Source organism: Hahella ganghwensis DSM 17046, assembly GCF_000376785.1.
GTDB lineage: Bacteria > Pseudomonadota > Gammaproteobacteria > Pseudomonadales > Oleiphilaceae > Hahella > Hahella ganghwensis.
This window is the reverse complement of sequence record NZ_AQXX01000124.1, coordinates 1-24119: the sequence shown is the minus strand read 5'-3', so window position 1 is coordinate 24119 and position 24119 is coordinate 1. Positions and strand designations below refer to the sequence as shown.

Sequence of the window (24119 nt, the reverse complement as noted above, 5' to 3'; positions counted from 1 at the left end):
AAAAAAAGGGGCCTTCTGGCCCCTGATGTAATCAATTATTCTAAGTCGTGCAAAGATGCATTGTCACTTGTATCTTCTTTAGGTTGCTCTGTGACCATGGCTTCGGTGGTAATCATCAGTCCAGCCACTGAGGCAGCGTTTTGCAACGCTGTACGTGTGACTTTGGTGGGATCGATGATGCCTAGCTCAATCATATCGCCATATTCATCCGTTTGCGCATTGTAGCCATAGGCAATGTTGTCGTTGGCCCGAACATTCTGCAGAACAACACTGGCTTCTACCCCAGCATTGGCGATGATCTGGCGGAAGGGTTCTTCCATCGCACGCAGAGCAATGTTAATTCCTACTTGTTGATCAGCATTGCTTCCTTTCATGTCGGATTTGCGTATGGCATCTGCCGCGCGAACCAGGCTGATGCCACCGCCTGGCACAATACCTTCTTCCACCGCAGCACGAGTTGCATGCAAAGCATCATCAACCAGATCTTTTTTCTCCTTCATTTCGATTTCAGTTGCAGCACCGACCTTGATGACAGCAACACCACCGGCCAATTTAGCTACACGTTCCTGCAGCTTCTCGCGGTCATAGTCTGAGGTGGAATTCTCAATTTCCACCCGAATTTGACTGATGCGGGTATCGAGGTCTGCTTTTTTGCCTCCGCCGTCCACAATGGTTGTGTTGTCTTTACCGATCACCACGCGTTTGGCGCTGCCAAGCTGTTCCAATTCCACATTTTCGAGTGACAGGCCAACCTCCTCAGAGATGACCGTGCCTCCGGTCAGAACAGCAATATCTTCCAGCATGGCTTTACGCCGATCGCCAAACCCAGGCGCTTTGACTGCCGCCGCTTTCAAAATGCCGCGCAGGTTGTTCACTACAAGTGTCGCCAGCGCTTCGCCTTCAATATCCTCGGCAATCAGTAGTAATGGGCGGCTTGCTTTGGCAACGGATTCCAGTACTGGTAGAAGGTCTCTGATATTGCTGATTTTCTTATCGAAAAGCAGGATATACGGATCTTCCAGCTCAACCAGCATTTTGTCCTGATTGCTGATGAAGTAGGGGGATAAATAACCGCGATCAAATTGCATCCCCTCAACCACTTCAAGTTCATTCTGAAGTGATTTGCCCTCTTCAACGGTGATCACACCATCCCGGCCGACTTTTTCCATCGCATCGGCCAGTATCTGTCCTATGTCGGTATTCCAGTTCGCTGACACGGTGGCCACTTGACCAATGGACTTATTGTCAGCACATGGCTTGGAAATGTGATTCAATTGCTCAAGTGCCGCTTTGACAGCGCTATCAATCCCGCGTTTCAAGTCCATGGGGTTCATGCCGGCCGCGATAGCCTTATGCCCTTCGCGGAGAATCGACTGCGCCAATACGGTCGCTGTGGTTGTGCCATCACCGGCCACATCGGCTGTTTTGGAGGCGACTTCCTTGACCATCTGCGCCCCCATGTTTTCGAACTTGTCTTTAAGTTCTATCTCCTTGGCAACGGAGACCCCGTCTTTGGTTACTCGAGGCGCCCCAAAGCTTTTGTCCAGGATGACATTTCGCCCCTTAGGGCCTAAAGTCGCTTTTACTGCATCTGCAAGAATATTCACGCCTGCCAGCATGCGCTCTCGGGCATCGCTGGAAAACTTGATAGCTTTCGCACTCATGCTGCTTCCTCCTGCTTGCTTGATGACTCAATGACTCCGAAAATGTCAGACTCTTTGATGATCAGGTAGGTTTCACCCTCTAACTTCATTTCAGTGCCGGCATATTGGCCAAACAAGACTCGGTCTCCCACTTTGACATTAAGTGGGCGCAGCTCTCCATTGGTGAGTAGAGCACCTTCACCCACTGCATAAACCTCCCCTTGTGTGGATTTTTCCTTGGCATTGTCTGGAATGACTATACCTCCTTTGCTGGTGGTCTCTGCAGCGACACGCTTAACAACCACCCGATCATAGAGCGGCTTGATACTCATTGGATTTCCTCCATAAAAAATTACGAAAACACATATGAAATATCATGTCGAATGGAATTCGGAAGCCAGGTTCAGATCGAACGATGAGATGACTTCCGAACCGTTAAATAAGATCGCCCAAACACTTTTCAAGGGGAGGATAAATTTTTTTTGCTGTCTTAAGACTTTTTAATATCTGGCGGCATTCACTAATCTCTACATATACTTACTTAAAGGAGATCATCCAAAGGAGTAGTGCATATGCCTTTATCGTCACAGCCAACCTTTGAAATGACTTTAGCCGATTATTTTCGGGAAAGACTACAGGAGTGTGGGCAGGAAATGACACCCACGCCCCATGAAGACACTCTCTGGTATCTGGGAAATATGCTTGCCCGTTTTGGGGACAGTGATCAACTCTTCAGTTATGACTGCGGACAAGTCAGTATTCGGCCCCTTGCGTTGTTATACAAGGATGCCAATGAGGCAAGGCACTCCTGGGAACGCTGCCTGATTTTAAGGCAACTGGGAGATCTGGCATTGTTCCTCGGTGCCGTATTCCCGGAAAACTATACCCGCCGCGGCATATTGAAAGACTACTTTGTTGGTATGGGAGGCGGAGCCTATGACTACCTTTCAGAAAATGCTCAGCAAAACCGCCATATATTCTCCGAACTGGCTGAAAAGTTTGTCCGTATTTTGGAGCTGATTGCCAAAGCCTGTTCAAGACAGGTGATATTTGATGCCAATGATGTGCTGATGTTGTACCAGCGTTGGCGTCAGACTCAGGATCCTCGCATTGCGGATCAACTGCGGACGCTGGGAATCCAGCTGGCAGATAAAGACACCCTTCAGTAACTCAACTCTGGTAAAGCCGCCACTTTTCACACGGCTGAAACTTATCTGGTCGTCAGTATGATTTGAAAATAACAATTGTTTGGTGTTTTAACTTTTGTTATTTTGTTGGCATTCAAGGTCAACATGGGCGCTCAGGCACAGTATGAATCCTCAAGAACAACTCGTTCTCCAGACTTTGCAGCGTCATCCAATGGCCAGTCAGCAGCAGATTGCCGATCAGCTGGGCATGTCCAGGGAATCCGTTGCCGGGCATATAATGCGACTGACCCGTAAAGGTAAGATTCTCGGCAAGGGATACATTTTTCCCGCGCAAAAAAACATCGTCGTCCTTGGCGGTGCAAATGTGGATCTGACTGGAACCTGCCTGAGTGGTTACCTTGCTGGTGACTCCAATCCAGGGGGGATATCTCAGACCGCAGGAGGCGTGGGCCGCAACATTGCTGAGAACCTGGTTCGCCTCGGAATTGTGACGCATTTATTGTCTGCTGTGGGGAATGATTCCCGAGGACAGTGGCTTCTTGATCAGATTCGGCAATGCGGCATCAGTACCGAATATTGTCTGATTAAACCCCAGCACCGTACCGGAACCTATCTGGCAATCAATAACTCCCAGGGGGAGCTGCAAGGAGCCGTTGCAGATATGGAGGTCATTGACGCACTAAGTGCACAAGATCTCATCGAGCGCCAGTCGCTGCTTCAATCTGCAACCCACATCGTTATTGAAGCCAATTGTTCAGCAGCGCTGATTAGCTGGATATCGACTCAGTCTTTCAATTGCGCACTCTCTGCAGATGCGGTTTCTGAATCCAAGGCTCCGCGTCTGGTGCCGTTACTGCATAAACTGCATCTACTCAAGGTTAATCGTGCTGAAGCGCGGGCAATTTTGGGAAGCGATGGATCGGATAGCGATATGATTCACCAACTTCTCAGTCGCGGGGTGAAGAAAGTGCTCTTCAGCCGTGGCAACCAGGGGCTGATTCTGGCAACAGCGGACGATTACATTGAACAACCCTCATATGCGACTGAATTGGTCAGCGATACCGGTGCAGGTGACGCGCTCATGGCAGGGTGTGTATACGCGGAACTGGAGCAGATGCCAGTGCGCGAACAGGCGGTATTGGGATTGGCTTGTGCGGCGATGACACTGTCTTCAAAACATGCAGTTAACCCGGAACTCAATTTAGAACAGGCTTTACGTTGGACGGAGAAATTATGACGTACAAATTGGACATCAGTGCTGAAGTCAGCGAAGCGTTGAAAAATTACCAACCGGTTGTGGCTTTGGAAAGTACCATTATCTCCCATGGCATGCCCTGGCCGGAAAATGCTGAAACGGCGAAAAGAGTGGAGCAGGTGGTTAGAGATAACGGGGCTGTGCCTGCGACCATTGCCGTTATTGACGGCCGACTGAAAGCTGGATTGAGTCCTGATGAAATCGACGTACTGGCCCGGGCCGGTTTATCTGTGACCAAATGCTCCCGGCGTGACCTGCCGTACGTTGTCGCCACAGGACAGCACGGTGCCACCACGGTTGCGGCGACGATGATCATTGCGGCCATGGCGGGAATTCGGATTTTCGCCACCGGAGGCATTGGCGGGGTACATCGCGGAGCTCAGCAGACGTTTGATATATCTGCTGATCTTCAGGAACTGGCCCACACCAGTGTGGCGGTGGTCTGCGCCGGCGCCAAGTCCATTCTGGATCTGGGACTCACTCGAGAATATCTGGAAACCCAAGGAGTTCCCGTATTGGGGTATCAGACCGATAAATTACCGGCGTTTTACACCCGTGAGAGTGATCAGAGTGTGGATTACCGGATTGATGATCCAAAGAAAATCGCCGCATTTTTATCTGCCAAGTGGCAAATGGGGTTGCAGGGCGGTGCCGTCATCGCGAACCCGATTCCTGAACAGTATGCAATGGAAAAATCGGTTATCGATCAGGCGATTCAACAGGCACTGCAGGAAGCTGAGCAGCAACAGATCAGTGGTAAAGAATCGACGCCTTTTCTATTGAAAAGGGTTGCTGAGCTCACAGGCGGTTCCAGCCTGGAGAGTAACATTCAACTGGTGCTGAATAATGCCCGTTTGGCCTCACAGATTGCGAGCGAGCTGGAACAAGCCAGATAGCTCAGGTGATTGATTTTTTGAGAATTTCCTGTTTGCCCAAAAAATGACAAATAGTTACAAATACTATCTTTTATAAAAATTAAGATTCTCGGAGAATAGCTTCGCCGGTTTAATCTTTCATTAGGCAAAACGAAAAAATTGAAAAAAATGGAGTTAAGTAATGGAAAATGTATATAAGGCGCCTGACGCCAACCTGGACAGTGGCAATATCACCTACGCAAAGCTCACGATCATGCAGATTCTGTTTTCCTTCACAGGAAGAATTGGACGCAAGACTTATTGGCTGACCGCTCTCGGAATGACGGTGGGCATGATGGTCATTGCTTTTATTCTCGGTTTTATCCTTGCTGTCATGGGTGTGGATGAGCAAGCGATGAATATACTGTTCCTGGTGCTGTACATCCCCATTATATGGATCTCTCTGGCTCTTCAGGTCAAACGTTGGCATGACAGAGATAAATCTGGCTGGTGGTTTTTGATTAACTTTATTCCTGTGATCGGTTTTATCTGGGCATTGGTGGAAAATGGATTCCTACCGGGAGATACTGGCGCAAACCGCTTCGGCATGCCGAGTGCCTAATAGATTGATTGCTTAGAAAAGCGTCAAGTATTAAAAAGGGCGACCAATGGTCGCCTTTTTTTATCTTTGTTCCGAATGACTGGAGAAGTGGCAGAAAACTCATAAAGTGTACGGATATCACCTGTCGTCGCTATTTCTTGAATGAGCTGAATGGTTTGAACGAGCTGAACGGAGAAAATACAGATGAAATTCGTACTGAAATTGCTGCTGTCGCTATTGATGATTTCTCTCAGTCTCTATTGCATTCGGTTGTTCGGCGGAGGGTTGTGGTCCTCTATGTTGTTGATCGTCAGTGCGTTCACATTAGCCTCGATGTTTGTGAAAGTGTTTGATGTACTGGCAATCCTTATTGCCCGACTTACGGCTTTTATCGCTTTACTCTGCGCGATACTGGGCACATTGGCAGGATTTATCGGAGGATCATATCATTTGTCGGAAAGCAGTCAGATGATTCTGATGGGACTTTATGGAATTGCGGTGCTGGGAGGTTGTTTTTTCTTCTTCAGCGTCGATTCCGCCGAACCCACTCCTTCTGCTGATCAGCAGGAGGACTGAGCAAAGATTTCTGATTTCTAGTATCTAGGGAATCTCTGAAAAACTATTTGCGTTGCCATTGCGGCGTCAAAAGTCGGCTCAAATGCTCATTTATTCACGATAAACTGCGCTTTTTCCGACGACTTTTTCCTTGCACTGGCGGCCTCGCTAACGTTTTCAGAGGTTCCCTAGTTCCCCGAAACTTTACTGAATTCGGGAGATGTGATTCAACAAGCCTAATGGCTGGTGCCGCTCACATAGTGCGTTTTATTGTACACGTTGTACTTGCCAGACGGTTTCGACATGGGGATTCGGGTCACTTCCTTCAGACTTTTGGCGTCATACACTATCAATGCGCCTTCCATTTCCCACAGGCTGACCAGGGCGTATCTGCCATCTTTGGTGAACTCAACATGAGCGGCGGTTTTTCCTGGCTCCGGGGTGATGGTTGAAATGATCTCCAGGGTGTTCTTATCAATGACGTGCAGCTTGTCCTTGTGTGGCCCGAAAAATACATCAACCCAGGCATAAGGCGATCCGTCATGGCTGCGTGCGAAGAAGCCAGGGCCAAATGTGGAGATTGTTTTAACCGGCCGCCAATCTGTCATGTTGATCACTGACACTGCGCCTTCCCTTAAATGGGGAGTGAGCAGTAATGGTCCATGCTGACTTTCCAAACTGATTCCTGACCCCAGATGAGGCATACCGGGAAGGTCCAGCGTGGCAATTGTGGAACCGCTGTCGAGCTCAATGACCTGACCGGTTTCGCCGCTGCGTGAGGTACCGATTAAATGACGGTATTGCTGGTCAAAGAAAAAGTCATCCAGATAATCCTCGGTCGCCATTTTCCGGATCGGAAACCCCGGGGTGTCATATTGGATTTCCCAGACTTCCCGAAAATCTTTTAGAGCGGCAATGAAGCTGTGTCTTTGCGGGGCAGTGTAGACGGCACTGACTCGGGAAGTGGCATCGCCGGCCTTCACGGGGATCGTTTTAATGACCTCTAATCTGTCTGCATCCAGAATGGTCAGGGTGTGAGGCAGGTAATTGGCTACCATCACCCAGCGACCATCGGCTGACAGAGCCAGATTGCGTGTATTGATGCCTGCCCGGATTTCGGCCACGGTTTTCAGATTGTAGATGTCAAACTGACTGATCCACCCGTCCCGTGAGGCGAAATAGACATAGCGGCCGTCAGGTGAGAACTTTGGACCTCCGTGAAGGGCGTAGCGGGTTTTAAACCGATGTATCGGGGTAAAAGTATCGCCGTCCAGCAGAGTAGCGTGATGGTCACCGCTTTCCACAACAATGAAAAGATTCATCAGGTCGGCCTCGAACAGTGGACGATGACCCAGACTCTCCGCTGGGAAATAAACCTGATGACTGTCGCGGATATCTGCTTCGTCCCAGGTAACGGGGGCAGGGGACGGCTGGTACAGAAATTCGGCGAGTTTTGCTGCCTGCTCCTGGCTAAGATGCTCACTGAATGCGGGCATCTGAGTGGCGGGGCGTCCCTGCAGTATGGTCTCGATGGCATGCTGTGGTTTGAGACGACTCAGGTTCTCCGGCAGCAGTGCCGGTCCCAGACCTCCCAGCCGTTGGGGATGGTGGCAGCTGGCACAATGGGTCTGGTAAAGGGCGGCTGTAGTGTCTGGTTGGGTAAGCTGGTCAACTGGCGCTTGAGCGAACCCCTCTACTGAGAGTCCAATCAAACAGAGTCCGACGATTGCACTTCCACGGAAACGGGTAAAGAACCTTTGGGTTGTGTGTTTGTTGGTGGTCACTCTGGTCACGACGATTTCCTTCGGGTCAATTGATAAAGGCGGGCTGGCGGATTTCCTCCTCAGTGAGATAGCACCCCGGATCCTCTGCCCAGAAATCGCCTTCACTGTGCGTAAACCCTCGTACTCGGGTATTCCCATTGCACATATTTCTGACGGCACAGGTTCGGCATCGACCACGGAGGGGCCGTGGCTGGCTTCGCAGCCCTGTCATAAAAGGATCCTGGGTGTTGCGCCAGATTTCCGAGAAGGGCCGATCTTTGACGTTGCCCAGATTGTGGTTCCACCAAAACGTGTCCGGGTGGACCTCACCCGTGTTATCAATATTGGCGATGCCCATGCCAGAGGCATTGCCGCCCCAGTGGATTAAGCGTGCTTTCAGTTCCTCCAGACGATGTGGATAACGCTGAGCGGCCCAGGCCAACAAGAATGGTCCATCAGCATCGTTGTTGCCGGTGACATATTCGGTTTGTCTGCCATCGAGCGCATCTTCGTGAGCCCGCTCGAACAATTGTTCCATCGCTTTGCGGGTCGTGAGATGCATTGCATCACGCTTGCGATTTCGTCGACCCCGGCCGGCGTAATTCAGGTGGGACAGATAAAACTTGTCGATATCCCGCTCCCGCATCAGGTCGAGCATGGCCGGAAACTCATTGGCATTGTTTTCGGTCAGAGTGAAGCGAAGACCGACTTTTACCCCGGCCTGTTTACAGTGTTCAATCCCGTTGAGGGCGTCTCTGAAACTGCCTTTTTTCTGACGGAACTCATCATGGGTCTGTTCCAGGCCGTCTACACTGACGCCGACATAGTTGAATCCGGTCCGGCCGATCTCTCTCGCGATATCCGGACTCATCAGTGTACCGTTGCTGGATAGCCCCACGTACAGTCCCAGATGTTTGGCGTATGCCCCGATCAGGAAAATATCCGGCCGCAGCAAAGGCTCTCCGCCCGAGAGAATCACGGCGGGGACATCCATGTTCTTCAGGTCCAGCAGAACGTCGTAAACCTGCTCGGTGGTGAGCTCACCGGGGAAATCAATATCTGCCGAAGTGGTATAGCAATGACGACAGGTCAGGTTGCAGCGGCGGATGAGGTTCCAGATGACCACCGGTGCCTGCGGCTTGGGGCGGCAGACAAAAGGTGTCTCCTGCACTAGCGGTTTGATGAATTGGCTGATTCTGAACATTATCGACCCCCCGCAATTCTCAGTCCGGTCTTCTTCAGAATGCGGGTGCTGAAGAGCACATCATGGCTGCGACAGGCAGCACCCAGTATATCTTTCATCTCGGCTAGATAGCTCGCCAGGTCGGACTTCTGCCGGCCGTGGATCATGGCGAACAGGTTGTATGGCCATTCAGGCTGTATCCGCGGACGTTGATAACAATGGCTGACGTAGGGAAGTGCACCGATCTTTTCCCCCATTTTTTCAATGCAGTGATCGGGAATATCCCAGACCGTCATGGCGTTGGCCCGATAACCCAGTTTGTAGTGATTGGGGACGGCCCCAATTCGGCGGATCTGACCGCTGGACAGCATTCTCTCAAACCTGGCCTTGATTTCGTCTGCAGTGGTTCCGAGTTGCTCTGCGAGTTCATCAAAAGGGCGTGGAACCAGCGGCAGTCCTTTTTGAGTGAGCTGTACCAATGTTCGGTCGAGCTGTGACAACTCGCCGCAGACATCGAATGTTTCTGAAGCTGGCTGTGCTGGCATTGGGGCCGCAGGCCCTGTAACAGTCTGGTCAGGCGTGAAAGTAGAGTCCCACATAGAATTCCCTCTGCTTGGGTAGGTTAAACACCGGGTATCCTGATTCCGTGGCGATTGCCGTCGTGACTTCCTCAATCTGATGAGGATGCTCGGTAGCGATGACAAACCAGAGATTAAACTCATGATCCCTTTCATAGTTATGGGCCACTTCCGGATGGCTGTTGATGATGTCCGCGACGGTGGCAACGGCCGATGGCGGCACCTTCATGGCGGCCAGAGTGAGTGCACCTCCGAGTCTTTCCGCGTGGTACATGGGACCAAAACGGGTGAGGTAACCGGTGTTGATCAGTGTATTCAGTCGTTCCAGTAGCGTGGTTTCAGTGATGTTCAGTGCCTCAGCCGCCTTGGCATAAGGGGTATCACAGACCGGAAGACCTTTCTGCAGGTGATTGATGATCTGCCGGTCGAGCTCGTCCAGAGAAGGCTGGACGTCAGGTGCCCGACATGCGTTCTGCTTATTCCCTGAATTTGATGTCATTGTCTGCATGGTCGCTCCTGTCTGATGGAATCGATTGAGCCGTTGTACCTGCCTCCGCATTGCTTAAACTGGCGGGTACTGAACAGCACGGCGTGAGGGGTATCCTCCAGGTGGCAGGAAGTCTGTAGCTTTTTCAGACGTTGCAGGACTTCCTGACGATGCTTACCGTGAAGCATGCAGTACAGGTTGTAAGGCCACTGCGAGCCGCCGCTTTGACGCTGGTAGCATAGGGACACCAGGCCGGTTGCGCTGATATCTGAACCCACCTGGTCGATCTTCGATTTAGGGATCTGCCAAACCACCATGGCATTGCTGGTATAACCGATCCGGTGATGATTGATCACAATGCCAAACCGGCGAATGAGGTTATCTGCGCACCAGTGATCGAGTTGCCTGATGACCTCAGCTTCGGTCAGACCGGTTTGCTCGGCCAGGTGTTGGTAAGGTTGGGCAACCAGAGGCAATCCTTCCTGTAGCAGCAACTTCAGGTGATGAATAGCGGAAGGTCGGTCGACCGGTAAATTGCAGGACAGTGAAGGCATTAGATCCGGCACTGGATGGCGACCTTTTTGATTCAGCATCACGAACCTCCTTTCTCTCTATATCCGGGCGTTTTTACACGCCACTAATCAAAATCCGGTTTGAATCCCAGGTCGATGTGGTAGGGTTTCACCATGGGAAGCCTCAGCACCGGGTGTCCGGTCTTCTTTTCAATGTCCTGAATAACCTCGTCCAGCAGGGACACATCTGGCGCCGTTATCACAAACCAGAGATTGAAAGTGTGTTCGCGCTGGTAGTTATGATTAACCTCCGGATAACTGTTGATGAGCGCGGCCACATTCTCGAGCTCACGGTCAGGAACTGAGATGGCGGCAAGTGTGCTGGTGCCTGCTTTACGATGATTGAATACCGGTCCCAGCCGGGAAATGACGCCAGCCTCCTGTAATCGCCTGAAACTGTTCAGAACGTCGTCTTCGCTGCACGAGAGTTCCCTGGCAATGGTACGGAACGGCCGGGAAGTGCGCGGGAATCCTCGCTGGTAATGGGTGAGAAGTTGCTTTTCCCGCTCAGTGAGGGCGATCTGGTTCATTGAGTCGTCTCCTTCCGATGTCTCACAGCCCCAGGCGATGCGCTCTGGAAGTAAAAAAGATGCCACTTGGTGCCTGCGCTGCCACACTGGCAATGGGCAACATACGGTAGGGATCAAATATCACGATCCGGTTTTCATCACGAAGAGATACCCAGAGCTGATCTCCCCGGGGCGTGAACTCCATGTGCAGGACGGTTTTCCCGGCATCAATGGTGTTGATGATTTGCAACTCTTTGGTATCAATGACCTGCAGAATGTTGTTATGAGGATGAGCAAAGTTAACCCAGATCCGTCTTGCGTCCGGCTGAGCCATCACGAATACGGGCTGGCTGTGGGTCGGGATACGTTTGATGATCTCCCACGAGCGGGTATCGATCACGATCACTTCATGATGACCAACCCCCGGTGCGAACAGGTAAGGGCCAGCCTGGGTCCAGCCTTCCAGGTGAGGCATTTTGTAAACCGGCAGACGTTTTTCCTTGAGGCCGTAGGTCGGCATGATTCTCTGTATTCCCCGTTCCGGTTCCCAGAGATCCAGTTTTGCCATGCCCTGATCGCCAAACAGTCCGGCGATGTAGTATCGGCCTTCAGGAGTGACCAGTGCATCGTAGGGCTGACGTCCCACCCCAGTGTATTTGGTAACCTGTGGTTGTATTCCCTGGGTCTGCGGATCTGTGTCGGTCATTTCAATGAGCCATATTTCATGGCTGTCAAACAGACTCACAGCAAAGCGATTGCTCGGAAGATCCACCAGCCCAACCGTTTTTGAGTGTCTGCGCACAGGTTGATTGTTTGTGGATATTGTTGTCTCCGGTAGCTCAGTGGCCGGGATATCCGCGACCAGGGACAGATCGTCACTCCGGAATATCCTGACACCTCCGGGTTCATAATTCGAAACTGCCACATAACGCCCGTCCTGACTGATCGCGCCTCCGATACTATTGCCTGCCTGAATGATTCTTGAGGCAATTTCGCCCTGCAGCAGGTCAACCTTGGTTAATCCTCCATCGCGTCCGAATACAAAACCATAGCGCTGATCCCGTGAATACACGACGGAGGCGTGGGATAGATCTCCAAGCCCCTCAATGCGCCGGATGGCCTGCTGACTGGACGTGTTTACAATCAGTACGCTGCCCCTTGTGCGCTCAATGACCAATCCCAGATCACCGGTTCCACCCATATAAGGGAAAGAAGTATCGGACTGAAACGTGATATCGGAGTGAAAAGAGGTGTCGTCGGAGGACGCCGAGTCGGGTGTCTGATCCGGTAGGCGGTTCAGTTGGCCGCAGGCGGTAAGTAGCGTGATAGAGAGCAGTATCAACCCGCAGGATATCTGTTGCTGGAATCGGCTCATGGGGAGTCCTCTTCAATAAAAAGTCCATCTTTCAGGCCCTGACTGATCCGATTGATGTTGGTATCGTCCAGCAGGTTTTTCCAGGGGGGCATGGCCGTGCCTGGTTTTCCGTATTTAATGATGTTGCTGAGCGCTTCTGTACTGAACTGCGCTATTTGTTGAGGGCGCAGGGAAGGGCCAAGACCGCCGTTCAGGTGGTAACCATGGCAGGAGCCGCAGTCCTGCCTGACCAGATTTACCAGCGCAGCCGCCTCGGAAGCGAGGGCGGTTCCGTGGAAACAGATCATCAGTACGGCCATTGGGCATGCCAGAACCACCCTGCCACGCAGGCTGTTCCGGTTAACTCTGATCCCGTTTTGCTTGAGCATAAGGTCTCCGGCCGTTGAGGTGCTCCGGAGGTTGCCCTCCGGAGTGGTCGGCTAGTAAATGTCGTACTGTGTGTTAAACACGTTGAACTTCCCGGTGGGCGTGACCAGACGGGGGTCTTTGATGACGGTTTTCAGAGCCAGGGTCTTGTCATCGACGACCACAATGGCGGACTCTTGTTCCTTGCCGTTCCAGACCGAGAACCAGACTTCGTCACCCGCTTCATTGAACTCCGGTTGTACAACCCGCTTAGGTCCGTCACCAAGATCCGCCCATTCAGCGATCGGCAGGATTTTGTATTTTTCGTCAATGCGGTTGAGATCAAAAACCGCGACAGACTGACTAATACCGGTGTCAGGATTCAAGGGGGTATCAACATAGAGATGCTGGGAACGGGGGTGGGTTTTGATAAACAGGGAGCCGCCCCCTTGAGCATCGAGGGAGCGCACGACTTTCCAGGCGTTATCCGGATGCTTGTCAGGGTCTGTCCCGATCACGGCGATACTGCCGTCGCCAAGGTGACTGGTCGCCCATACGGGGCCAAACTTCTTGTCGGTAAAATTCGCCCCCCGGCCAGGGTGCGGGATGGCTCCAACTTCCACCAGGGCTTCAAGTGATCCTTCCTTGGAATCGATAACGGCGACTTTGTTGGACTTGTTGGCCGCGGTCAGGAAGTAGCGGTGCGTACTGTCCCAGCCGCCGTCATGAAGAAAGCGTGCAGCATCGATGGTTGTCACTTTGAGAGCGTCAATATTCTCATAATTGACGAGGAGAATTTTACCGGTCTCTTTCACATTGATAATGAATTCCGGTTTTTCGTGGGAGGCAACGATGGCTGCCACACGAGGCTCAGGATGGTACTCCTGGGTATCGACCGTCATTCCCCGGGTCGAAACAACCTTCAATGGCTCCATGGTCTGACCGTTCATGATCACATACTGCGGCGGCCAGTAGGATCCTGCCACTGCATAGGTGTCCTCAAAACCTTTGTATTTGGAAGTTTCCACTGAGCGAGCTTCCAGGCCCACTTTAATCTCAGCGACCGTAGCCGGCTCTTTCATCCACAGGTCAATCATGTTGACCTTGGCGTCGCGGCCGATAACGAACAGGTAACGACCGGAAGACGAAATACGGGAAATATGTACGGCGTATCCGGTATTGATCACAGAAACAATCTCTTTGCTGTCACCATCGATCAGCGCAATCTGGCCTGCATCCCGGAGCGTGACGGAGAAGAGATTCTTAAGGTTAAGGTCATTGAGTTGCTTGTCTGGACGGTCTTCAGGTTTGATCAGCACTTTCCACGTGTTGCGCATTTCCTCCAGGCCCCACTCAGGAGGTTGCGGTGGTTCATGTTGCAGAAAATTGGCCATCAGCGTGACTTCTTCCTTGCTGAGTTCGCCTGACGTTTCCCAGCTTGGCATACCGGCGGGAGAGCCATAACTGATCAATGCTTCCAGGTAGGCTGATCCTTTGGCCTGGGTGATATCGGGAGTGAGTGGTTTACCCGTTGCACCTTTTCGCAGCACACCATGGCAACCGGCACAGCGTTCGAAATAGATACGGGTGGCTTTCTGGAATTCCTGCTCTGTCAGGTCTGGTGCTCCGGGTGACTTGACGATTTTGACGTCCTCACCTGTCATGGCGGTTGCAGAGCTTTCGTATTGTCCCGGTGATTTGTGTGCGTGTTCGGCTTCTGTTTCCGCCTGTGCGATAGAGCAGGAGCCTGCTATCGCCAGACTGATCAAGGAAATGGCTAAATGGTGTTTGGTTCGTCGCATAACATATTCCCTCTCATCATGAGTGTTTCGTTATGTCAAATGGTGAGACCTCCCCAAAAATAACGAAGCGGTCCCTCTTTTATGGCGCGAGTATTCAGTGAAGTTCTTCCTCTTTGCAGCAAGGTCACTTAATTTGGCTGTAGTAGATGGCAAGATTGGCGATATCTTCATCCGACAGAGATTTGGTCATGCTGGTCATCATCGGATCATTCCGGGTGCCGTCGCGGAAAGCCTTCAATTGTTTTTCCAGATAACCTTTTTTCTGCCCGGCCAGATTGGGCCATAAGTCATTTCCGCTGATGCCTTCCTGGCCATGACAGCCTGCACAGGTCGCCGCTTTGGCTTTTCCTGCCGCGGCATCAGCTGCCATTAACGGAGTTGAAAGTAGAGTGGAAAGGAGAATTGAAGTAACTACGGATATCTTGATCAATTTCATGAGGTGTGCCCCTTATTTCGGACGGTATTTAAGATTCGTAGGCACGATGAGGTTAGGTGAGTGATGCTTGTGTAAAGTTGATTCGGATCAATTAATTTCCCACTACAGGCCCGTATACCCCATTGGAGGTACAGGCTGATCTCAGGCGGATGAGGTAGGGTGTGTCACTGAAAATCAAGGAGGTAAACACTGATGAAAAACATTGGTGAGGGACCCTATTATCTTGCGCAGGGTGGTGAGGTGGCGCTGTTCGAACATGCCGCCAGGCATTGCCTGCCAGTACTGGTAAAGGGACCTACCGGTTGTGGAAAAACCCGGTTTATTCAATACATGGCTCATCGTCTTAGTCGCGAGCTGTACACGGTCGCCTGCCATGATGACCTGACTGCCGCTGACTTGGTCGGGCGTCATCTGATCAGTGGCGATGGCACCTTCTGGCAGGACGGCCCGCTAACCAGGTCGGTCAGAGAAGGGGCGATTTGCTATCTGGATGAAGTCATTGAAGCCCGTAAAGATACCACTGTCGTTCTTCACCCACTTGCTGATGATCGTCGAATTCTCCCCCTGGAACGTACCGGTGAAATGCTTGAGGCCGGCGAGAACTTTATGTTGGTGGTGTCATACAACCCGGGTTACCAGAATATTCTCAAAGGGATGAAGCCCAGCACCAGACAACGGTTTGTGGGGATCAGCCTGGATTATCCTGCGCCGGACATTGAAGCCCAGGTCGTAGAGACCGAGGGGCAGGTGGATAAGCTTCTTGCCAGACGCATTGTAGATCTTGGGCAGGCACTGCGAAGACTGGAGCAACATGATCTGGAAGAGGCAGCATCGACACGGTTGCTGATTTATGCCGCGAGATTGATTTCCAGTGGTCTGGATCCGATGCAGGCATGTCAGGCCTGCATGGTAGAGCCACTAACAGATGACGTTAAAACTGCGGACGCTCTGAGGCAGATCATTGATATCCATTTCGGCCATACCTAGAGCTAATACAAATAGGGGGCTGATATCAATAAGAACGCTGATACCTCTAAGGAGGTAGTCGGACGAAAGATGCCGGACCAATTGATTTCAGTCAATTTTATCGCCCTTGTGGTCATTAGTATGTTGGTCGGCAAGCAATTTTCAGTACTAAAAAAGGCAGTAAAAAAATCCTCAGTATCCATTTGAGTCTACTCCAGGGAGAAGGTCATGCCGGATAAATTCAGTAAGAGTGCCGCTCGAAATATCTATTATGGTGGCAGTGTTTTCTTCATTCTTCTGTTCCTTGCATTAACGTTTCAAACCGTTAACGCCCTACCTGAGAGGGATAACCGAGAGCTTCTTACCGAAGCTGTTGCCCGGGGTAAGGATGTATGGGAACGCAACAATTGTATAGGTTGCCATACCCTGATGGGGGAGGGCGCATACTATGCCCCGGAACTTGCCAATGTCTTTGACCGCCGTGGCGGTGAACAGGCCTTTACCCAGTTCCTGAAAAGCTGGATGGCGGCGCAACCTCTGGAGGTCCCCAACCGACGGAAAATACCCCAGTTTCATCTGACTGAGCAGGAAGTGGAGGACCTCGCAGAGTTTCTAAAATGGACCTCGAAAATCGATGACAACGATTGGCCGCCCAATATCGAAGGCTGACAGGGCAGACAGATAAAGGAGAATACTGCATGAAATATCAATCACAGGCGGTAGCCAGACCCTATTTCATATTTGCTCTGGTGTTATTCGCCGGTCAGGTATTGTTCGGACTGGTGCTGGGACTTCAGTACGTCATGGGGGACTTCCTGTTCCCGGAGATTCCATTCAACGTGGCGCGGATGGTCCACACCAATCTGCTGATAGTCTGGTTGCTCTTTGGTTTTATGGGGGCGACTTATTTTCTGGTGCCGGAAGAGTGTGACACTGAGCTGCACAGTCCCAAGCTGGCGTGGATATTGTTCTGGGTGTTTGCTATCGCCGGTACGTTAACCATTCTTGGCTACCTGCTGGTGCCTTATGCGACGCTGGCGAAAATGACCGGGAATGAGTTTCTGCCAACCATGGGGCGGGAGTTCCTGGAACAACCCACGATTACCAAGATCGGCATTGTCATTGTTTGTCTGGGATTTCTTTATAACGTGGGAATGACGATTCTGAAAGGCCGAAAAACGGTCATCAATATGGTACTGATGACGGGACTGATCGGTCTGGCGGTGATGTTCCTGTTCAGTTTCTACAACCCAAGCAATCTGGCACTGGATAAATATTTCTGGTGGTGGGTGGTTCATCTCTGGGTTGAGGGTGTGTGGGAGTTGATTCTCGGTGCCATCCTGGCCTTTGTGCTGATCCGGGTCACCGGGGTGGATCGGGAAGTGGTCGAAAAATGGCTGTATGTGATCATTGCCATGGCCCTGATCACCGGCATTATCGGTACCGGTCACCACTATTACTGGATCGGACCGGAACCCTACTGGCATTGGCTGGGAGGCATATTTTCCGCACTTGAACCCTTACCTTTCTTCGCCATGACCATCTTTGCTTTCAATATGGTGAATCGCCGTCGCCGCGTGCATCCGAACAAAGCCGCCACTCTGTGGGCGATGGGCACGGCGGTGATGGCGTTTCTGGGAGCGGGGGTCTGGGGATTCCTGCATACGCTGGCACCGGTTAACTACTACACCCATGGTTCTCAGATTACAGCTGCCCATGGACATATGGCCTTCTATGGCGCCTATGCGATGATTGTGCTGACCATTATCTCCTACGCCATGCCGGTATTGAACGGTCGGACTGAAGGTAACTGTAACCGGTCTCAGGTGGTGGAGATGTGGGGATTCTGGCTGATGACAGTGGCCATGGTGTTCATCACGCTGTTTTTGACTGGCGCAGGTATTCTGCAAGTCTGGCTGCAGCGACTGCCGGATTCTTCTACAGCACTGCCTTTCATGGCGACGCAAGATAAAATTGCCATCTTCTACTGGCTGCGTGAAGTCGCTGGTGTCGTCTTCCTGATCGGATTGCTGTGTTACTTCGCAAGCTTCTTTGTCAAAGAGAAGCAAGCGCAGATGAGTGGCATACCCGAAAGTGTCTGACCGTGTTTGAAGTCGAAGAGTGGGTGGGTAACCTGTGGCATAAGGTGGCCACCCGCTATACTGATCAGCAATTTCGGCATGCCGAAGTGGCATTGGAGGATCTCACAAAGGAACTCGGTATTGTTTTCCGGGCCATGGGAGGAGACAGGGGCGTTCGTCTCGAAGCGGCCGTCGAACGGCCGGTAAAGCTGCCAAGAACTTTGATGCAGCGGGTTGCGGGCAGTCAACTGAAAATGTCGCTCCCGTCCCTCGATTCTGAAGTCCTGGCGTTACCTGCGACCATTGCCGTGTATCCGGACCGGGATCTCAACCGGGAGCTGTATCTGTTATTGGCCGCAGTGGCGGCACAGCCGCCTCAGGCGGAGGACTGGGTAACAGATGCCTGCGCCCGTATTGGGCGGTTAATAAGGAGCTATCCCGTGATGGCGGGTCGCTACCGGAGGCTGCTCCAGGCCTATCTTCCTCTCAGGCTTGCGAAAGAGCATCTACCCGCACCGCTGCAGCCTTTGGAAGCCTTACTTCTCAAGACTTTGCATGACCCGACACAACCCTGCATAACCGCCAGTGATCTGGCTGGGCTGCTACCGGTGCCTTTCTGGCTTTATCCCTCTTTACGGCAGTGGGGGGAGGCGCCGCCACGTCAGGGAACTGATTCCGCGCCGGATGTCGAACCCGGAGAAGATCAGGTACAGCAAAGCGCGGGTAAAGCGGCAGGCCGTTATGTGGATGAGCATGATGGTGATAAAGGATTGCTCGTGTTTCGTCTGGAAAACCTGTTTAGTTGGTCGGAATATCTGCAGATGGATCGTACGGCTGACGACGGTCCTGATGAGGATGTGGAACGAATCGCCAGGGACCTGGATCATTTAAGTCTTTCTCGGCAGGAGTATGGCGGTAAAAAGCGTATCCGTATTGATCTCGATCTACCGTCCGCAGCGGAGGACGACACACCTCTCGGTCCGGGAATCTGGTTGCCCGAATGGGACTATCGTCAGCAAGAGCTGCTGAAAGACCATTGCTGCCTGCAGCCCATGTTGGTTCAGGCTACCGAAGGTGGTGCGATTCCCGACAATCTAAGAACAAAGGTGCAGGGTGTTCGCGCGCAGTTCGAGCAGCTCAGACCCTTGAGATACTGGCAGCGCAACCAGTCGGACGGAGATGAGGTCGAGCTGGATCGCTGGCAGGAGTTCTGTGCCGACCGAAAAACAGGGAGTACAACAGACCGTCCCATGTATCGCCGTTTTACCGGTAAATTGCGGGATCTGGATTGCCTGTTGCTGGCAGACCTTTCCATGTCGACGGACGCCTATGTGGATAATCATCGTAGAGTCATTGATGTTATCAGTGATGCGATGCTGTTGTTTGCCGAAGCACTGGACAGTGTGGGGGACCGGTTTTCGCTTTATGGTTTTTCCTCCCGGCGGCGTCAGCATATCAGATTCAATATGATCAAGAATTTTTCGGAGCCTTACACCGATGTGGTCAGAGGGCGAATCAGGGCGCTGAAACCTGGGTATTACACGCGCATCGGAGCCGCAATAAGGCAGTCCACCACGATTTTGCAAGATCAGCACGCCTCACGTCGGCTGTTACTGATACTGACAGACGGAAAGCCAAATGATCTTGATCTGTATGAAGGACGGTATGGCCTGGAAGATACCCGGCAGGCAATTTTTGAAGCCCGTCGGCAGGGATTAGTGCCATTCTGTATCACGGTTGATAATGAAGCGAATGAATACTTGCCCTATCTCTTTGGCAGAAAAGGTTACGCCCTGGTCAGTAATATCGAACAACTCCCCGCAGAGCTTCCCAGGTTGTACGCATTATTGGCTGGCATGTAGCAGTCGTACTGCGGCGCGATCTTGCGGATTTCTCGAGATGAGCTAGCTTTAGCAATGAAGCAGTCCGGAATAATCGACACTGTGCGTCGCGCAGTCACCAATACCCGGGAATACGGTGATGAACAGGGAAATAGCCTTCAAGGTTCTGGTTGGTCTGGTTGTTTGTTTTGTGTTGGGAGTTAACGTTGGCTGCGTGAGCGTGCCTCAGGCGGCGATAGACGTAAACCGTCAGGTGTCCAAGGGGATCACGACGATTGGCGACAATGGTCTGGCGATGGTGGAGGCCTGGGAAGAATCTGCCTACAACATGCTGGATGAGCGATGGTCCAATGTCTATGCCAAAGCGGATGCCACCTATCGAAGCAAAAAAGGCCTGTCCTCAACGGCTGCGCTGAGTTATAGCCAGCAAGAAGATGTGGCCGGCCTGGCGGTGCTGATTCGCTCTGAAGTCCGCAAGAAAATCAAGACCGAAGCGGACAGCATGCGCAAGATCATTTCCCAAAACGTCAAGAATACCCTGGAAGCCAATGAAAGCCTCACTGACCTGCTGGCCAGTGCGAGTGCCGTATCCTCCCTGCAGAAGTCAGCCCTGAAAGAAGTTGGCAGTCTGGTTCCCATTCCCCCCGGTGTCACCACCTTTATTGCAAGTTCCCTTAAAAGCGCAGGATTCTAACGGAGGAGAGCCGCCATGAGCCTGAACGATCTGAGAGATGAATTTGGTTCTGAGATTTCAGATATCGCCAACGATGTCAGTAACTCCCTGCCCATGTCCAAGCCCCAGTTGCGCAGTGCATTCAATGACGATGAACTCAAAGAGCTGCACAGCATGATCAAGGACGTCAATGACGCCACTGATGAAAACCAGAAAGTGGTCAAAGTGGCCAATCATGCCAAATCGGCATTGAACCTTATGAAGAAGCTTGGCGTCGGACTTTAAACCTGGGCTCTTCCAGACCTCACGCCGACATATTGAAGGGAGAGGATGGGATGATGGACGAGGACAAGCTGGAGCTCCTCGAACGTCAGTTATCTGACAAGGTGACTGCACGGGTCAGGCCGGCGTTATTTCGGGTGTATGCCACCATTGGCACCACTGTCATCGCAACCCTCGGCTTTGTCAGCTGGGATATCGTGTCGGATATCAAGGCCGAAATTAAAGCGGAAATCCGAGCCGAAATCGATGAATCCATCGTGGCGGATATCAAAGAGAAGCGTAAAGAAATCGAAGGCCTGATTGTGGAATCGCGGATTCTGGCTAAACAGGCGAACGAGGTAGTGCTGGATCTGGACAAGAAGATCAAGGATTTTGAGCCCCAGGCCTCCCAGTTGGACGAAACCATTCTCAAAGTGAACTCCTTGAATGTGGATGCGCGTAATCTGGTGGCGTTGTATTCCACGGAAGTCAAACCGCTGGTGGAAAATTTTGGAAAGCTCTCCGGCCAGTTGCAATCGCTGGCTCAGCAGGTTGACCAGTTGAACTCCATCGCCGGTACAGAAACCACCAGTTCCGAGATGAATGTTGATAGCTCTGAAACCCGTGGGAATGCGATTTCTTCAGTGATCACAGAAACCACTCAGGTCAACAAACAGTTCAGGGAGCGGAATAAAACAACTGTCTTCTTCCAGTTTTCCAGCGCTACCAAAGGCCAGGCGGAAGAACTCTCCCAGGTGCTGAAAGAGAAGGGATATATTGTCCCTGCGGAAGATCGTGAAACCTCGGCTGTAGGTAAGCACGAGGTACGATTCTTCCACAGTGAAGATGAAGCAGAAGCCAAAGCGCTTGCAGGGGACATTACCGATGCGCTTAAGGGGCTCGGATATCCTGAATCTGACAACACTAAAATTATCACCCGTTCCTACGTCAACTATTCCGCCAAGAAACCTCGGGTTGGGGTGATTGAACTCTGGCTGGACCTGCCTTTTCTGAAGTCAGGATGAAATCAGGATAGTGTTATGGAGCTTTTACCCTATCTGAAAGCCATGGTGGAGAAGCGGGCTTCAGACCTCTACTTCTCCACTGGCGCACCGGTAGCTTTGAAGGTGGAAGGGGTGACGTCCCAAATCACCCAGCACGCGCTGAACCCCGGCGTCACCAAGAAACTGGCGTACTCCGTGATGAACGATCGACAGCGAGCCGAGTTCGAAAAAGAACTTGAACTTGATCTGGCCGTCACCGTTGATCAGCTTGGACGCTTCCGCCTGAATGTCTTTATGCAGCGCAATGAAGTGGCGCTGGTCATCCGCTATATCACCTCAGACATCCCCACCATTGAAACGTTGAACCTGCCGCCAATGCTTAATCAATTGGTGATGGAGCCCCGTGGATTGATTCTGGTGGTTGGTACCACCGGCTCTGGCAAATCGACAACGCTGGCGTCGATGATTGAATACCGCAATCTGCACAAGACCGGGCACATACTGACCATTGAAGACCCAATCGAATACCTCCACCAGCACCGACGCTCCATCGTTAATCAGCGTGAGGTGGGGGTCGATACCCACTCGTTCAGCCATGCCCTACGCCGCGCCATGCGCGAATCACCGGACGTTATCATGCTGGGAGAAATCCGCGACCAGGAGACCATGCAACAGGCCATTACCTATGCCGAAACCGGCCACCTATGCCTGTCCACACTCCACGCCAGTAACGCAGATAAAGCCCTGCGAAGAATCGTCAATTTCTTCCCCGAGTCAGCTCATGCGGAACTACTAATGGACCTGTCCCTACACCTGCGCGCCATCATTTCCCAACGACTACTGACCGGAAAAGACGGCAAACGCATCCCTGCCGTCGAGATGCTACTGGCCAGTCCCTATATCAAAGACCTCATTGACAAAGGCGACATCGACAGCATCCACGAAGTCATGGAAAAAAGCACCGACCAGGGCATGAAGACCTTCGATCAGTCCCTGCTGGAACTGATTCACCAGGGCAAAATCACCCGGGAAGTCGGACTGGATAATGCGGATTCCAGGAATAACCTGGCGATCAAGATGCGGTTGGAGGGGGCGCCGGTGGAGAGTCATATTGGGTTGAGTGATGGGTGAGAGAGAGGGGATTTTGAAAGGCTGTTTTCGACCCAAAGCGGACACTCAGTATGGTGATAGAGCACCCTAAAGCGGACACTCATTTAGAACTTCAAATCATAGGCAGCTTAATTTTGATCGGAAACAAATTTAATGAAAATTAGCAGCATAGAAATTAAGAATTTTAAAGGCCTAAAAGGCGAGAAGTTCGAACCAAAATCATTTTCTTGCTTGGTAGGCGAAAATAATGCCGGGAAATCAACTGTGCTTCAGGCGCTGGTGCATTCGCTTAATAGACCTAAATATATACCATCAGCAGTATTTTACGATGAGACACAGCCTATATCTTTTATCGTGAAGTATAGCGATGTAAGGAATGGAGATTTAAATCGACTGAAATCAGAACATAGAACAAAACTTATGCCTCTGATTTACGGAGGGGAATTAACTTTAACTGCAAACTATACCAAGTCTGATGGACTTGAGCTTCTAGTATCTAAATTAGCACCAATTGAAGAGAAGTATAGAGAGGAAGGTATAAACGAAAACTTTCGGAGCATGAGAACTGCGGCTCAAGCTAGAAATATTGTTGAGAACGAATATCCAGAATTCTTAGAAGATCTACCAGACAACGCTACAACCGCTCAAGCGAAAAACTATTTAACGGCTTGCGTCAACGCCTTAGCTCCCGACCAATTCCATTGTATGGATACAACATTACCTTCAGGTATCCCATCATCTATTTCAGCTCTTTTACCGGAATGACGTGGCCTAATAGAACTGACGTGGTCAACTGATTTGTGACAACCCAGTTAAGCAACTTCTCGTAATTCTTTCCAGGCCGTTTCATATTGATTCGGGCTTTGGTAATCCAAATATGAATGTAGCCGAAAGCTGTTGTAGAACATCGTGATGTAATGCAACACATCTTGCTGTGCTTCTCGTCGAGTCTGGTAGTGGTGCCATTGAATCCGTTCTTGCTTCAGGCTACCGAAGAAGCTCTCCACTACCGCGTTATCCCAGCAGTTCCCCTTTCGACTCATGCTGCCAACAAAGCCATGGGCTTTTATCAACTGA

The 24119-nt window shown here is 51.4% G+C and carries 27 protein-coding genes; 14 read left to right on the top strand and 13 right to left on the bottom strand.

Features of this window, described 5'->3' with window-relative positions:
- Window positions 1-35: 35 nt before the first annotated feature.
- Window positions 36-1664, bottom strand: coding sequence for a chaperonin GroEL (groL, locus tag F566_RS0117640; RefSeq protein ID WP_020408343.1), 1629 nt, complete (start codon window positions 1662-1664; stop codon window positions 36-38).
- Entirely contained in the window at window positions 1661-1975 is a 315-nt protein-coding gene (gene groES, locus F566_RS0117635) for a co-chaperone GroES (RefSeq protein WP_020408342.1), read from the bottom strand. The genes groL and groES overlap by 4 nt, the downstream gene beginning before the upstream one ends.
- A gap of 240 nt (window positions 1976-2215) precedes the next feature.
- Between groES and F566_RS0117630 the strand changes: the two genes are divergently transcribed.
- From F566_RS0117630 to F566_RS0117610, 5 genes are all read left to right on the top strand, one after another.
- A complete protein-coding gene (locus F566_RS0117630) occupies window positions 2216-2812 on the top strand; it encodes a hypothetical protein (RefSeq protein WP_020408341.1) in 597 nt (198 codons plus the stop codon).
- Between the two features lie 142 nt (window positions 2813-2954).
- The gene (locus F566_RS0117625; RefSeq protein WP_020408340.1) at window positions 2955-4028 is read left to right on the top strand and encodes a PfkB family carbohydrate kinase; all 1074 of its coding nucleotides are present in this window, start codon (window positions 2955-2957) and stop codon (window positions 4026-4028) included.
- Window positions 4025-4942: a pseudouridine-5'-phosphate glycosidase gene (locus tag F566_RS0117620; protein ID WP_020408339.1), complete on the top strand. Its 918-nt coding sequence runs from the start codon at window positions 4025-4027 to the stop codon at window positions 4940-4942. The genes F566_RS0117625 and F566_RS0117620 overlap by 4 nt, the downstream gene beginning before the upstream one ends.
- A gap of 160 nt (window positions 4943-5102) precedes the next feature.
- On the top strand, window positions 5103-5522 hold the full coding sequence (locus F566_RS0117615) for a DUF805 domain-containing protein (protein WP_020408338.1): 420 nt from the start codon (window positions 5103-5105) through the stop codon (window positions 5520-5522).
- A 183-nt stretch (window positions 5523-5705) separates the two neighbouring features.
- Complete coding sequence (locus tag F566_RS0117610) at window positions 5706-6077, top strand: hypothetical protein (protein WP_020408337.1); 372 nt, start codon at window positions 5706-5708, stop codon at window positions 6075-6077.
- A gap of 215 nt (window positions 6078-6292) precedes the next feature.
- Here the strand turns inward: F566_RS0117610 and F566_RS0117605 are convergent, their stop codons facing one another.
- From F566_RS0117605 to F566_RS0117560, 10 genes are all read right to left on the bottom strand, one after another.
- Window positions 6293-7849, bottom strand: a complete 1557-nt coding sequence (locus F566_RS0117605; protein WP_020408336.1) for a cytochrome D1 domain-containing protein — start codon at window positions 7847-7849, stop codon at window positions 6293-6295.
- A gap of 16 nt (window positions 7850-7865) precedes the next feature.
- Window positions 7866-9023, bottom strand: coding sequence for a heme d1 biosynthesis radical SAM protein NirJ (gene nirJ / locus F566_RS0117600; RefSeq protein ID WP_020408335.1), 1158 nt, complete (start codon window positions 9021-9023; stop codon window positions 7866-7868).
- The gene (gene ahbB / locus F566_RS37190) at window positions 9023-9601 is read right to left on the bottom strand and encodes a siroheme decarboxylase subunit beta (RefSeq protein ID WP_020408334.1); all 579 of its coding nucleotides are present in this window, start codon (window positions 9599-9601) and stop codon (window positions 9023-9025) included. The genes nirJ and ahbB (F566_RS37190) overlap by 1 nt, the downstream gene beginning before the upstream one ends.
- On the bottom strand, window positions 9576-10088 hold the full coding sequence (locus F566_RS37185; RefSeq protein ID WP_020408333.1) for an Lrp/AsnC family transcriptional regulator: 513 nt from the start codon (window positions 10086-10088) through the stop codon (window positions 9576-9578). Before F566_RS37185 ends, ahbB (F566_RS37190) begins: the two co-directional genes overlap by 26 nt.
- Complete coding sequence (gene ahbB / locus F566_RS33280) at window positions 10076-10660, bottom strand: siroheme decarboxylase subunit beta (RefSeq protein ID WP_020408332.1); 585 nt, start codon at window positions 10658-10660, stop codon at window positions 10076-10078. Before ahbB (F566_RS33280) ends, F566_RS37185 begins: the two co-directional genes overlap by 13 nt.
- Window positions 10661-10704: 44 nt before the next feature.
- The gene (locus tag F566_RS0117580) at window positions 10705-11169 is read right to left on the bottom strand and encodes an Lrp/AsnC family transcriptional regulator (RefSeq protein ID WP_020408331.1); all 465 of its coding nucleotides are present in this window, start codon (window positions 11167-11169) and stop codon (window positions 10705-10707) included.
- A gap of 22 nt (window positions 11170-11191) precedes the next feature.
- Window positions 11192-12523, bottom strand: a complete 1332-nt coding sequence (locus F566_RS0117575) for a cytochrome D1 domain-containing protein (protein WP_020408330.1) — start codon at window positions 12521-12523, stop codon at window positions 11192-11194.
- Window positions 12520-12891, bottom strand: coding sequence for a c-type cytochrome (locus F566_RS0117570; protein ID WP_020408329.1), 372 nt, complete (start codon window positions 12889-12891; stop codon window positions 12520-12522). Before F566_RS0117570 ends, F566_RS0117575 begins: the two co-directional genes overlap by 4 nt.
- 51 nt (window positions 12892-12942) lie before the next feature.
- Window positions 12943-14670, bottom strand: a complete 1728-nt coding sequence (locus F566_RS0117565; RefSeq protein WP_020408328.1) for a cytochrome D1 domain-containing protein — start codon at window positions 14668-14670, stop codon at window positions 12943-12945.
- A 124-nt stretch (window positions 14671-14794) separates the two neighbouring features.
- Complete coding sequence (locus F566_RS0117560; RefSeq protein ID WP_020408327.1) at window positions 14795-15106, bottom strand: c-type cytochrome; 312 nt, start codon at window positions 15104-15106, stop codon at window positions 14795-14797.
- Between the two features lie 192 nt (window positions 15107-15298).
- Here F566_RS0117560 and F566_RS0117555 point away from each other — a divergent pair, with 192 nt between their 5' ends.
- The 9 genes from F566_RS0117555 to F566_RS0117510 all read left to right on the top strand — a co-directional run bounded on the left by F566_RS0117555 (window position 15299) and on the right by F566_RS0117510 (window position 23807).
- Window positions 15299-16093: a CbbQ/NirQ/NorQ/GpvN family protein gene (locus F566_RS0117555; protein ID WP_020408326.1), complete on the top strand. Its 795-nt coding sequence runs from the start codon at window positions 15299-15301 to the stop codon at window positions 16091-16093.
- A 207-nt stretch (window positions 16094-16300) separates the two neighbouring features.
- Window positions 16301-16741 carry a c-type cytochrome gene (locus tag F566_RS0117545; RefSeq protein ID WP_020408324.1) on the top strand — a complete coding sequence of 147 codons (441 nt, stop codon included), beginning with the start codon at window positions 16301-16303 and terminating at the stop codon, window positions 16739-16741.
- 29 nt (window positions 16742-16770) lie between these two features.
- Window positions 16771-18174: a cbb3-type cytochrome c oxidase subunit I gene (locus tag F566_RS0117540; protein ID WP_020408323.1), complete on the top strand. Its 1404-nt coding sequence runs from the start codon at window positions 16771-16773 to the stop codon at window positions 18172-18174.
- Between the two features lie 2 nt (window positions 18175-18176).
- Window positions 18177-20015 (top strand): nitric oxide reductase activation protein NorD, encoded by a 1839-nt coding sequence (locus F566_RS0117535; protein WP_020408322.1) that lies wholly within the window; start codon window positions 18177-18179, stop codon window positions 20013-20015.
- A gap of 118 nt (window positions 20016-20133) precedes the next feature.
- Window positions 20134-20688 carry a hypothetical protein gene (locus F566_RS0117530; RefSeq protein ID WP_020408321.1) on the top strand — a complete coding sequence of 185 codons (555 nt, stop codon included), beginning with the start codon at window positions 20134-20136 and terminating at the stop codon, window positions 20686-20688.
- Between the two features lie 15 nt (window positions 20689-20703).
- On the top strand, window positions 20704-20952 hold the full coding sequence (locus F566_RS0117525) for a hypothetical protein (protein ID WP_020408320.1): 249 nt from the start codon (window positions 20704-20706) through the stop codon (window positions 20950-20952).
- Between the two features lie 50 nt (window positions 20953-21002).
- On the top strand, window positions 21003-21953 hold the full coding sequence (locus F566_RS33275) for a hypothetical protein (RefSeq protein WP_020408319.1): 951 nt from the start codon (window positions 21003-21005) through the stop codon (window positions 21951-21953).
- A 15-nt stretch (window positions 21954-21968) separates the two neighbouring features.
- On the top strand, window positions 21969-23063 hold the full coding sequence (locus F566_RS0117515; protein WP_020408318.1) for a PilT/PilU family type 4a pilus ATPase: 1095 nt from the start codon (window positions 21969-21971) through the stop codon (window positions 23061-23063).
- A 132-nt stretch (window positions 23064-23195) separates the two neighbouring features.
- Complete coding sequence (locus tag F566_RS0117510) at window positions 23196-23807, top strand: AAA family ATPase (RefSeq protein WP_020408317.1); 612 nt, start codon at window positions 23196-23198, stop codon at window positions 23805-23807.
- A 47-nt stretch (window positions 23808-23854) separates the two neighbouring features.
- Here the strand turns inward: F566_RS0117510 and F566_RS33270 are convergent.
- Window positions 23855-24119: IS3 family transposase (locus F566_RS33270; RefSeq protein ID WP_020406643.1), on the bottom strand; the 265-nt coding region annotated here is incomplete at its 5' end.